The 11,444-nt window shown below is 67.6% G+C and carries 10 protein-coding genes; all 10 read left to right on the top strand.

The annotated features are described in order from the left end of the window. Position 1: 1 nt before the first annotated feature. Complete coding sequence (locus CSQ85_RS04970; RefSeq protein ID WP_150383133.1) at positions 2-970, top strand: ABC transporter permease; 969 nt, start codon at positions 2-4, stop codon at positions 968-970. A gap of 104 nt (positions 971-1,074) precedes the next feature. Continuing rightward, positions 1,075-1,899 carry an ABC transporter permease gene (locus tag CSQ85_RS04965; protein ID WP_223846865.1) on the top strand — a complete coding sequence of 275 codons (825 nt, stop codon included), beginning with the start codon at positions 1,075-1,077 and terminating at the stop codon, positions 1,897-1,899. 213 nt (positions 1,900-2,112) lie between these two features. Next, positions 2,113-2,955, top strand: coding sequence for an ATP-binding cassette domain-containing protein (locus CSQ85_RS04960; protein WP_150383131.1), 843 nt, complete (start codon positions 2,113-2,115; stop codon positions 2,953-2,955). A gap of 14 nt (positions 2,956-2,969) precedes the next feature. Continuing rightward, positions 2,970-3,827: an ABC transporter ATP-binding protein gene (locus CSQ85_RS04955; RefSeq protein WP_395956406.1), complete on the top strand. Its 858-nt coding sequence runs from the start codon at positions 2,970-2,972 to the stop codon at positions 3,825-3,827. 194 nt (positions 3,828-4,021) lie between these two features. Then, entirely contained in the window at positions 4,022-4,399 is a 378-nt protein-coding gene (locus tag CSQ85_RS04950) for a GntR family transcriptional regulator (RefSeq protein ID WP_150383130.1), read from the top strand. After that, entirely contained in the window at positions 4,386-5,411 is a 1,026-nt protein-coding gene (locus CSQ85_RS04945; protein ID WP_150383129.1) for an ATP-binding cassette domain-containing protein, read from the top strand. The genes CSQ85_RS04950 and CSQ85_RS04945 overlap by 14 nt, the downstream gene beginning before the upstream one ends. After that, entirely contained in the window at positions 5,404-6,384 is a 981-nt protein-coding gene (locus CSQ85_RS04940) for a hypothetical protein (RefSeq protein WP_150383128.1), read from the top strand. The genes CSQ85_RS04945 and CSQ85_RS04940 overlap by 8 nt, the downstream gene beginning before the upstream one ends. 555 nt (positions 6,385-6,939) lie before the next feature. Then, on the top strand, positions 6,940-7,962 hold the full coding sequence (locus CSQ85_RS04935; RefSeq protein ID WP_150383127.1) for a pyridoxal-phosphate dependent enzyme: 1,023 nt from the start codon (positions 6,940-6,942) through the stop codon (positions 7,960-7,962). Between the two features lie 195 nt (positions 7,963-8,157). Then, on the top strand, positions 8,158-9,342 hold the full coding sequence (locus CSQ85_RS04930) for a cystathionine gamma-synthase (protein ID WP_150383126.1): 1,185 nt from the start codon (positions 8,158-8,160) through the stop codon (positions 9,340-9,342). 46 nt (positions 9,343-9,388) lie between these two features. Further along, positions 9,389-11,386, top strand: coding sequence for a RecQ family ATP-dependent DNA helicase (locus CSQ85_RS04925; RefSeq protein WP_150383125.1), 1,998 nt, complete (start codon positions 9,389-9,391; stop codon positions 11,384-11,386). The last annotated feature ends 58 nt before the right edge of the window (positions 11,387-11,444 follow it).

Below are 11,444 nucleotides of genomic sequence, written 5' to 3'. Positions count from 1 at the left end.
CATGCGGTTCTTGGTGAAGCGGCTGCTGCTGTTCGCGGCGGCGCTGGTCGGGGTGTCGGTGCTCGTGTTCGCGGCGCTGCGCATCCTGCCGGGCGACGTGGCCGTCGTCATGGCGGGCACCAACGCCTCCGCCTCGCGCGTGGCCGAACTGCGCGCCGAATTCGGGCTCGACCGGCCCTACATCGTCCAATACCTCGACTGGGCGGGCGGATTGCTGCACGGCGACCTCGGCATGTCCGCGCTGACCGGGCGATCCGTCGCCGCGCAGGTCGGACGACGCGCCGCCGTCACGTTCCCGCTGATCGTCATGAGCCTTGTTGTCGCGCTCGCCATCGGGCTGCCGCTCGGCTGCGCCGCGTCCATCGCCCGTTCGCCACGGCTGCGCGGGTTCCTGCGCGTGCTCGCCATCGCGGGCGGCGCGGTGCCCGCCCTGTGGAGCGGCCTGCTGCTGCTCCTGCTGTTCGGCCGCGGCGTCGGATTGATCGGCCTGTTCCCCTCGCAGGGATTCCCGGCCGACGGCTGGTCGGGCGATCCCGCCCGCGCGTTCGCCTCGCTGATCCTGCCCGCGCTCGCCACCGGATTCGTCGCGGCGGCCGGCATCATGCGCTACACGCGTTCCGCGCTCGACGACATCGCCTCCGACGGCGGTCCAGTCGACATGGCGATGGCCTGCGGCATGACCCGCACGCAGGCGATGCTTCAGGTGGGGCTGCGCCTCGCGACCCCGCAGCTCGTCTCCGTCGTGGGATTGACGTTCGCGTCGATGATCACCGGCGTCATGGTCATCGAGAACCTGTTCGCCCTGCCCGGGCTCGGCGCGCTGCTCGTCGGCGACGTCGGCAACCGCGATCTCGTGGCCGTCGAAAGCGAGCTGTTCCTGCTCGCCGCGTTCTTCCTGGCCCTCGGACTGATCGTCGACCTGACGCATCGGGCGCTCGATCCGCGCCTCGCCGCGGGGGAGGGAGAGTGATGGCCGTGACGAAACCGACTCCGGAACCGAGGAATCCCAACGTGACCAGACCGAATCCGGCGAAACCGACTCCGGCGCGCCGCGCTCGCGTCATCCTTGGCACCATGTGGTCGAACGGCACCGGACGTTACGCGCTCGTCGTGCTCGCCCTCTGGCTGTTCGTCGCGCTCGTCTCGCTGTTCTGGACGCCGCGCCCGCTGCTCGCCACCGACGGCTACCACGTCTGGGCCGCGCCGTCCGCCGACCATTGGCTTGGCACCGACGGCACCGGCGCCGACGTGCTGAGCTGGCTCATGGCCGGCTCGCGCACCAACCTCGTGATCGCCGGCCTCACCGTGATCGGCTCCGCCGCGCTGGGACTGCTGCTCGTCGGCCTCATGGTAGCCCGGTCCTCGGCGCTCGCCTCCGTATCGGTCGCCGTCGTCGACGCGCTCATCTCCATTCCGACCGTGCTCATCGCTCTCCTGCTCGCCGTGCCGTTCGGTGCGTCCGCGGCGGTCGTCGTCGGCGCATGTTCGATCGCCTACGGGCTGAACCTGGCACGCGTGGCCCGGCCCGCGGCACTGCTCGCCGCACGGTCGCAGTACGTCGAATCGGCGCGGGCGAACGGGGCGAGCGGCCTGCGCGTGCTCGTCCAGCACATCGTGCCGAACATCACGCCGGTGCTGGCGGTGCAGCTGTCGATGTCCGCCGGAACCTCGGTGCTGGCCGAAGCGGGGCTCACGTACCTCGGCGTCGGCGTCGGCGCGGGCGTGCCCAGCTGGGGGCATTCGCTCACCACGTCGGTCAAGCTCATCAACGTGTTTCCGCTGACGGTGCTGTGGCCGGGATTGGTGGTCACGCTCGTCGTCATCGCGTTGAACCTGTTCGGCGACGCCCTGCGCGATGCAGGCGATCCGGTCGCCAATCCGGCGCTGCGGGAGGCTTAGTCCGATGTACGGTTTGATTCGTTTTCGTTACGGCCGGGGTGAGATGGCTGGGGTGATGGCTCCGCGCAGGGGCCGGGGTGAGCCGGCTGACGCCGTACTGGACACGCTCAAGGCCGCTCGGCCAAGCCTACGGTCCGGCACGGCGTCACCCGCCTCACCCCTCTGTTGGGGGCGTTCGTTCCGTTTGCTGCTTATGCCTCGGGGAGGTGTTCGATGAGTGTTTCTGTCCGTGGACTGCGGGTCGCCCTTGGCGGTGCTGAGATCGTGCATGGGGTTGATCTGACCGTCGGCGACGGGGAGCGTGTCGGGCTGATCGGGGCGTCCGGGTCGGGCAAGTCGATGATCGCGAAGGCACTGCTGGGATTGCTGCCGCAGGGCGCTTCGCTGTGCGGCGGGATCTCGATGGGAGATGTGGCGATTCTCGATGGCGGCGATGACTCGGCTCCGGCCTCCTATGCGGACGAGCGGACGCTGGCGGACCTGCGCGGACGGTATGTGGGGACGGTGTTCCAGAATCCGGCGCGGGCGCTGAACCCGGTGATGACCGTCGCGCGGCAGGTCGCGCTGCCGCTGCGGCTGCACTACGACCTCACGTCCGCGGAACGCGCCGAGCGTGTCAGGACGATGCTCGGCAAGGTCGGGCTGTCCGACGACGTGCTGAACAAGCGGCCGCACGAGCTGTCGGGCGGACAGCGCCAGCGCGTCGGCATCGCGACGGCGCTGATCACCTCGCCGCGCTTCATCATCGCGGACGAGCCCACCACGGCGCTCGACTCGATCACGCAACGCCAGATCGTCGACCTGCTCGTCTCGCTCGTCGACGACGCGGGCGCCTCGATGCTGTTCATCACCCACGACTTCGCCGTGCTCTCGCGCGCCACCACACGCTGTTACGTGTTGGACGAGGGGCGTATCGTCGAATCGGGGAATACGGCCGATCTGCTCGCCGCGCCCGAAACGGCGCCCGCTCGCGAGCTTGTCACGGCCGCGCGCAGGCTGACGCTGCATGCCGACGGCACGTCGCGTGCCGGTGAAGGGGGAGTCGCACAGTCATGAACGCCATGAACGTTATGAACGCCGCGGACGCAACGGCATCGCCGCGGTCGGCTGAAGCGTCGCAGCCGCTGCTCGCCGCTCGGCACATCGACACGTCGTTCGTCGACCGTGCCATGCACCGGGGGCTGTTCGCGCCCAGAACGCGCCGGCAGGTGCTGTTCGACGTATCTGCCGAGGTGCGTGCGGGGGAGTGCCTCGCCGTGATCGGCGCATCCGGGTCGGGCAAGACCACGCTCACGCGCATCATGCTGGGGCTCGACACGGCCGACTCCGGCGAGATCCTCTACCGTGGGTCCGCGGTCGAACGCGGTTCGGCGGGCATGCGTGCGTTGCGCGCCGAATCGTCGATCGTCTTCCAGGACCCGTACTCCTCGCTCGACCCGCGTTGGACCGTCGAGCGGTCGGTGTCCGAACCGCTGTGGCTGCGGCGCAAGGCGCTCGGCTACGCGTTCGACGAGGTCGCCGGCAAGACCGTGCAGGCGCTGGCCCGCGTCGGTCTCGACCCACGCATGTTCCTGAACCGCTACCCGTGCGACCTGTCCGGCGGGCAGGCGCAGCGCGTCGCCATCGCCCGCGCCATCGTCAACGAGCCGAAGGTGATCCTCGCCGACGAGCCGATGAGCGCCATCGACGTGGCCGCGCGCGTGCAGATCCTCGAGACCCTCCAGTCGATCCTCGCCGGCGAGGGCATGGACGGCGAGCGCCCCGCGCTGATCATCGTCTCGCACGATCTCGGCGTCGTACGGCACATCGCCGACCGCATCCTCGTCCTCAACGAGGGGCGGGCGATCGAGACCGGACCCACCGAGCGGGTCCTTGACGCCCCCGAATCCGACTACACCCGCCGCCTCATCGAAGCCGCCTCGCTGTAGACAGGTTCCTTGGCTCCCCTTGTCAGGGGAGCTGTCCCGGAAACGGGACTGAGGGGTAGTCAGTGTGCTGTGGACTTCCTGATTGACGTGCAGGCGTTTTGGCTGTATGGTTAATTACATGACCAACTAACCGATGAAGTAAACCGGACATGATCGGTCGGTTGGCCGGTATCCCCCGAAGGAGGTGGAATCCGTTGCATTTCGATGAATCCAGTGGCGAGCCGCTGTTCCGGCAGGTGGCGAACCAGTTGAACGAGGCGATCATCGCCGGAATCTACAAGGAGGGCGAACAAGTGCCCAGCACCACCGAAATATCCACGGCCTACCGCATCAATCCTGCGACCGTGCTCAAAGGCATGAACCTGTTGGTCAGTGAAGGGCTGCTGGAGAAGCGCCGCGGACTCGGTATGTTCGTCACCACGGGCGCGCGGCGGAGGGCCGGCGACGCCAAACGTGGCGAGTTCCTGACGACCGAGGTCGCGCGGTTCGTCGGCGAGGCGAAGCGGCTCGGCATCGGCGTCGAGGAGCTCAAGGCCATCATCGAGGAAGGGTACGGCCATGACACGCGATGACATCCGCGAACCAGAACGGCCGCAGGGTCCGGCGCCGGACACGACGTCGGACGTGACTCCGAACCCGATGACGACCCTTGTGATCGAGAACCTCACCAAGCGCTACCGTCGCGACGGCACCCCCGCGCTGAACGGCGTCAGCCTGAAACTCATGCCCGCCATATACGGTCTTCTGGGCCGCAACGGCGCCGGCAAGTCCACGCTGCTCGGACTGATCGCCAACCGGCTCGTGCCGACCGACGGCGTTATCACGCTCGACGGCGAGGACGTGCGCGACAACGAACGTGCGCAGTCCCGCATCTATCTCGTCAACGAGACGTTGCCGTTCATGATGGGCGTGCGCGTCACCACGATCCTCAAACGCGAGGAACGCTACTACGGCGGCCTCGACTGGGCGTTCGCCACACGCATGCTCGCCGAATTCGGCATCATGCCGGGCGTCGCGTACGGCGGGCTGTCGCTCGGTCAGCGCCAGATCGTCCGACTCGTCGCGGTCCTCGCCGTACCGGTCGACGTGCTGCTCCTCGACGAGCCGGTGATCGGCCTCGACGCCGCGAACCGCGAGCTGTTCTACCGCTTCCTGCTTGAATCCTTCGCCGACCGTCCGCGCATCATCGTCATCTCGACACACATCATCGACGAGATCGCGCAGATCATCGAACGCACGATCATTCTCGACCGCGGTCGGATCGTCGACGAGTTCGCCGCCGAATCGGTCGGCTCCCGCGCGACCGTGCTCGTCGGCGACGCGGCCGTCGTCGATCCGTACGTGACCGGCGCCGGACTGCAGGTCATCGCCGACGAACGTATGGGACGCATCGCCACCGTCACCGTGCGTGGACGGGTCGACGCCGCGAGCCTGCCCGAAGGCGTCATCGCCAGTGGGCTGGGACTGCAGGACTACTTCATCAGGGCGACGTCCGTGACCGCCGACAAAGGGTCGCGCGGAGACGGACGCAACGCCGCCGACACTACCGACACGGGAGAATCCGGGGGTGACCGTCATGAGTGACGCATCGATCGAAACGCGGGCGAGGGGAGCGGCAAGGCCTGCGAACATCGGCGGACGCGGCTTCCGCCTGACGCTGGCGCGCTGCCTGGGCATGTACGCCGTGGTGTTCCTCGCCGCCCTGGCCGTGCTGGGCGTCATGGTGTACATGCGGTATCAGGCGATGACGCTGCAGCCATATGGGTTGGACGGCGACATCGACGTCGAACGGTTCCTGGCCCCGGTGCTGTTCGCCGCCGCGCTGGTCTGGCAGTGGTTCTTCTTCACGACCGCGATCTGCCACGGCGTGAGCCGCAGGTCGTTCGTCGCGGCGTCGGCCGTCGGCGGCACGGTGCTGTCCTTGGCCGCGTCCGCGGTGGTCGTGGCGGTCCGATACCCGCTGATCATCGCGGGAGGCGACATACGCATGGTCTGCTCCGGATTGTTCGATGGATGCGTTCCGAGCGACCTGTTCAAAGCGCCGCTGTCCGAACAGTTCCTGTACGCATGGCAGCGGGTCGGCTTGCCGTGCAATGGTGCGACGTGCAGCTCCGGCGACGACATGTCGACCTACTACTCGCCGATGCTACCGGCCGGCTGGCTGTTCATGTTCCTGAAGCTCTTCTCCCTGATGCTCGTCGCCGTGGCGCTGGGCACGGTGGTCGGCGCGGTGTTCGCCTGGGCCGCGGGCAAGGGCAATTGGGTGCTCGGTGTGATGTTCATCCTGATCGTGGTGCTGTACGGACTGCGGTTCGACATCGCGTACCGGGCCTACGCCGCGTGGCCGATGGCCTTCGGCGGCTGGGGACTGACCTGGTTCATCGAGGCGGTCAGCGGCAGGGTGATAGACGTCACGCAGGTCGGCGTCGACTTCGGCACCTACGTCGTGTGGATCCCGCTGGCGTTGTCGCTGGTCCTGTTCGCCATCTGCGCCCTGATCGCATGGGACCTCACCCGGCGCCGGGAGATCCGCCCCGCCCGGGGCCGCCTCGGCTAAGTGGAATCGCGCGGGTCCGTGTGCGTCCTTGTCCACGATGCGGACGTCGCGGACCCGCGCGACACGCCCTCGATGACGAGGGTGGTATCGTGTGAGACATGCAGATTCTCTCATGTTGTTGTCGCTAACCGACGCCCCCGGGCGAACGGTCAGTGACGCATAACTTGAGATAGGGCATTCGGGCGCGGCGCAGCCGCATTTCACCTCGATTCGTGCGCAGCGGTTTTCAGTCGCACAAGGCTATTGGTACGTTGGGGGTATCGATAACCGGGTCTTCGGGGCAGGCCAATGAGCAACAGGGCACACGGGCATCCACGGATCACGCATCCGGCGAACGGCCCGGAACGCCGGCATCATCGGGAAACACCGGATACGATCACCGGATACGGGATCGCACCGCATCGAACGCACCGCATCGAACGCAATCAATCTCGTCACTTTCCTTTCGTCGGGGAACGTCGGTTCGCGACACGGCATCGCACATCCATATGCCACCAATCCAACCCATCACCAACCAACCGACAACCCACCCGAACCACAAGGAAAGAGACGATCATGACCATCGCCAACAGCACCGCGGAACTCATCGGCAACACCCCGCTCGTCAAGCTCAACCACATCCCCGCCGAAGAGGGCGTCAACGCCACCATCGCGGTCAAGATCGAATACATGAACCCCGGCGGCTCGTCCAAGGACCGCATCGCCGCGCGCATCATCGACGCGGCCGAACGCTCCGGCGAACTCAAGCCCGGCGGCGTCATCGTCGAGCCCACGTCCGGCAACACCGGGGTCGGCCTCGCGATGGTCGCCCAGCAGCGCGGCTACCGCACGATCTTCACCCTGCCGGACAAGGTCTCCGAATCCAAGCGCGCCGTACTGCGCGCGTACGGCGCCGAAGTCGTCGTCACCCCCACCGACGCCGGCCCCGACGACCCGCGCTCCTACTACCAGGTCGCCGAACGCCTCGCCAAGTCGATCCCCGGCGGATTCCGCCCCAACCAGTACGACAACCCGAACGGGCCCGCCAGCCACTATGCGACCACCGGCCCCGAGATCTGGGAGGCGACCGACGGCAAGGTCACGCACTTCGTCGCCGGCATCGGCACCGGCGGCACGATCTCCGGCACCGGCAAATACCTGAAGGAGGCGTCCGACGGCCGCGTCATCGTCGTCGGATCCGACCCGGAGGGCTCGATCTACTCCGCGCCCAGCCTCGACGACGTGCACCAGTACGACATCGAGGGCGTGGGGGAGGACTTCTACCCGAAGGCCTACGACCGCTCCATCCCCGACGAGATCGTCAAGGCGAACGACGCCGAGGCGTTCGAGATGACCCGCCGGCTCGCCGCCGAGGAGGCGCTGCTCGTCGGCGGCTCCTCCGGCATGGCCGTCGTCAGCGCGATCAAGTACGCGAAGGAGCACGATCTCGGCGCCGACCAGCTCGTCGTCGTCCTCGCCCCCGACTCCGGCCGCAGCTATCTGGAGAAGATCTTCAACGACGACTGGATGCGCGCCAACGGCTACGGGGACGTCGTCGAACGCACCTCCCGGCCGTCGCTCGCCGAACAGTACCTGTGACCATCCGCGATCGGCGAATAACCGGTCATCAGCAATACCGATACCGACCAGCGCCATGCGCGACGGCCGCTGGCATACCCTCGAACACAGACGCCGCCACGGACAACGTAGCGACCGCCAGCTTGCAACCCCATCCGCACAACGAAACACCGCACACCGCACACCACACCACACAGCCGAAAGGAACCGACCATCATGTCCGCCGAATACAACGCCCAGTTCACCTCCACCGACATCGCCACCCGCGCCATCCACGCCGGCCAGGAGCCCGACCCCACCACCGGCGCCGTCGTCACCCCGATCTACGCCACCTCCACGTTCAAGCAGGACGGCGTGCTGGGCCTTCGCGGCGGACACGACTACTCGCGCTCCATCAACCCCACGCGCACCAGCTTCGACGAGCAGCTCGCCGCCGTCGAAGGCGCCAAATACGCGCTCTCCTTCTCCTCCGGCCTCGCCGCCATCGACGTGCTGCTGCGCTCCACCCTGAAACCCGGCGACAGCATCCTGCTCGGCAACGACGTGTACGGCGGCACCTACCGACTGCTCGCCAAGGTGTTCGTGCCGTGGGGCGTCGGCCTCGACGTGGTCGACATCACCGACCCGAAGGCCGTCGAGGAGCGGCTCGCCGCCAAGCGTTACGCGTACGTGTGGGTCGAGACCCCGTCGAACCCGCTGCTCAACATCACCGACATCGCCCTGACGGCCGAGATCGCGCACAAATACGGCACCAAGGTCGTCGTCGACAACACGTTCGCCTCGCCCGCGCTCCAGCACCCGCTCGACGAGGGCGCCGACGCGGTCGTCTACTCGACCACCAAGTACATCGGCGGCCACTCCGACGTGGTCGGCGGCGCCGTCGTCCTCAACGACGCCGAGGTGCGCGATGAAGTCGCGTTCCTGCAGAACGCCGCCGGCGCCGTGCCCTCCCCGTTCGATTCCTGGCTCGACATCAGGGGCCTCAAGACCCTCGCCCTGCGCGTCGAACGCCACTCCGCCAACGCGCTGAAGATCGCCCAATGGCTCGAATCCCAGCCGTCCGACGTGGTGGAGCGCGTCTGGTACCCGGGCCTCGAATCCCACCCCGGCCACGAGATCGCCGCGCGCCAGATGCACGGCGGATTCGGCGGCGTCGTCTCCGTGCAGCTCGCCGCCGGAGGCGAGGCGGCCAAGCGCTTCGTCGACCACACCCGCATCTTCACGCTGGCCGAATCGCTCGGCGGCGTCGAAAGCCTCATCGAGGTGCCCGCCGCCATGACCCACGCCTCCGTGGCCGGCACCACCCTGCAGGTGCCCGCCAACCTGATCCGCATCTCCGTGGGTCTGGAGAACGCGGACGACCTCATCGCCGACCTCGACCAGGCCTTCAAGGCGCTCTGAGACGCCGGCGGAGCGCCCTGCTTCCACCTGCTTCTACACTGGAAGCATGACTGAACCCACGGCGGCGCTCGACGCGCTCAAACGGTACTTCGGATACGACTCGTTCCGCACCGGGCAGGCCGCCGTGGTGAACGCGCTGCTCGGCGGGCGGGACGTGCTCGCCGTCATGCCCACCGGCGCCGGCAAATCGGTGTGCTACCAGATCCCGGCCGTGCTGCTGCCCGGCGTCACCGTCGTCATCTCACCGCTCATCTCCCTGATGCAGGACCAGGTCGACGCCTTGAACGACATCGGCCTGCCCGCCGCGTTCGTCAACGGCACGCAGGCCCCCGACGAACAGTCGATGGTGCTCGCGCAGGCCGCCTCGGGGCGGGTCAAACTCCTCTACGTCGCGCCGGAGCGTCTGGAGACGCAACGGTTCAGGAACTTCGCCTCGTCCACGCCGATCTCGCTCGTCGCGGTGGACGAGGCACACTGCGTCTCCCAATGGGGGCAGGACTTCCGCTCCTCGTACCTGTCGATCGGCGAGTTCATCGCCTCTTTGCCGCGCCGCCCGATCGTCGGCGCGTTCACCGCCACCGCCACCGAGAAGGTGCGCTACGACGTCGTGAACCTTCTGGGGCTGCGCTCGCCGCAGGTCACCGTCACCGGCTTCGACCGGCCCAACCTCTACTTCGACGTCATCATGATGGAGGGCAAACGCAAGGCCGCGTGGATCACCGACTACGTCGCCACGCACCCCGAGGAGTCCGGCATCGTGTACTGTGCGACGCGCAAGGAGACCGAGGCGCTCGCCGATACGCTGAACCGCGCGGTGCCGGCGAGGGGCGGGGTCGGGGGAGTCGGTGCCGGCGGCAGGATCGCCGTCGCCTACCACGGCGGCATGAACGCCGACGTGCGCGCCGCCGCGCAACGCGACTTCGTCACCGACCGGGTGCAGGTCGTCGTCGCCACCAACGCGTTCGGCATGGGCATCGACAAGTCGAACGTGCGATACGTCATCCACCACAACATGCCCGAGTCGATCGAGGCGTACTATCAGGAGGCCGGCCGCGCGGGGCGCGACGGCGAACCCAGCCGGTGCACGCTGCTGTGGAACGAGTCGGACATCGTCACCCGCCTCAGGCTGCTTGACAACGACACCGAGAACGAGCGCATGACGCCCGAGGAGCAGGAGATCGCGCGGCGCAACCGCCGTCGCCTGCTCGACGGGATGATCGGCTACTGCCGCACCACCGAATGCCTGCACCGCTACATGACCCGCTACTTCGGGCAGGAGGACGGGCCGGTCGTGGCTGGGTCTGTCGTGGGCGGGCCGGACGGCAAATCCGTCAAATGCGGCGCGTGCGCGAACTGCGAGCGCACCTTCACCACCATCGACGTGACCACCGTCGCCCGCGCGGTCAGCCAGTGCGTGCACGACGTGGACCAGCGCGTCGGCTCCGGCAAGATCGTCAAGATCCTGCGCGGTTCGCAGGCGCAGGATCTCGCGTGGCTCAACCCGCAGAACATGCCCACGTTCGGCATGCTCAAGGACGTGCCCGAGGCGCGCATCCGCGACGTGCTGAGCCAGATGGCCACCGACGGGTTCCTGTACATCGACACGGGCCGTCTGCCGATCGTGAAGTTCGGCCGACGTGCCGCGGAGACGGTTTCGCCTGATTTCCGTTATGAGATCAAGCGCGTCGACCGCAAGACCGACCGTTCGCCAAGAGGCGCCGGCACACCGAACTCGACCGTCTACGGTTCCACAGGCGCAAACGGCGGCTCAGTCGGGCCCTCGGGCGTCGACGCCTATGTGCCGAGCGATGAGGAGGATGCGCTGTTCGAGCGCCTGCGCGCGTTGCGCCGCACGATCGCGCAGGAGATCGGCAAGCCGCCGTACATCGTCTTCTCCGACCGCGCGTTGCGCGACATGGCCCGCATCCGGCCGGTCACCGACGCCCAGTTCCTCGCCGTCAACGGCGTGGGCGAGCGCAAGCTCGACCAGTACGGCAAGCGATTCATGGAGGAGATCGCCGCGTTCAACGCCGCAAAGCGCTGAACGCGCCGACGGTCGCATGAGGCATTGGCAAAATATGTGATGTAGATCACTATGTTTT

Origin of the sequence: Bifidobacterium rousetti (assembly GCF_008698235.1) — a bacterium.
Classification (GTDB): domain Bacteria; phylum Actinomycetota; class Actinomycetes; order Actinomycetales; family Bifidobacteriaceae; genus Bifidobacterium; species Bifidobacterium rousetti.
Note: the sequence above shows the minus strand (reverse complement) of the source record. Positions and strands in the feature narration are given on the sequence as shown.

Excerpts from the sequence above, each read along its gene's own strand:
- CSQ85_RS04925 (WP_150383125.1), top strand. The coding sequence starts at position 9,389 with ATGACTGAACCCACGGCGGCGCTCGACGCGCTCAAACGGTACTTCGGA.
- CSQ85_RS04970 (WP_150383133.1), top strand. The coding sequence starts at position 2 with ATGCGGTTCTTGGTGAAGCGGCTGCTGCTGTTCGCGGCGGCGCTGGTC.
- CSQ85_RS04940 (WP_150383128.1), top strand. The coding sequence starts at position 5,404 with ATGAGTGACGCATCGATCGAAACGCGGGCGAGGGGAGCGGCAAGGCCT.
- CSQ85_RS04955 (WP_395956406.1), top strand. The coding sequence starts at position 2,970 with ATGAACGCCGCGGACGCAACGGCATCGCCGCGGTCGGCTGAAGCGTCG.
- CSQ85_RS04930 (WP_150383126.1), top strand. The coding sequence starts at position 8,158 with ATGTCCGCCGAATACAACGCCCAGTTCACCTCCACCGACATCGCCACC.
- CSQ85_RS04935 (WP_150383127.1), top strand. The coding sequence starts at position 6,940 with ATGACCATCGCCAACAGCACCGCGGAACTCATCGGCAACACCCCGCTC.
- CSQ85_RS04945 (WP_150383129.1), top strand. The coding sequence starts at position 4,386 with ATGACACGCGATGACATCCGCGAACCAGAACGGCCGCAGGGTCCGGCG.
- CSQ85_RS04960 (WP_150383131.1), top strand. The coding sequence starts at position 2,113 with ATGAGTGTTTCTGTCCGTGGACTGCGGGTCGCCCTTGGCGGTGCTGAG.
- CSQ85_RS04965 (WP_223846865.1), top strand. The coding sequence starts at position 1,075 with ATGTGGTCGAACGGCACCGGACGTTACGCGCTCGTCGTGCTCGCCCTC.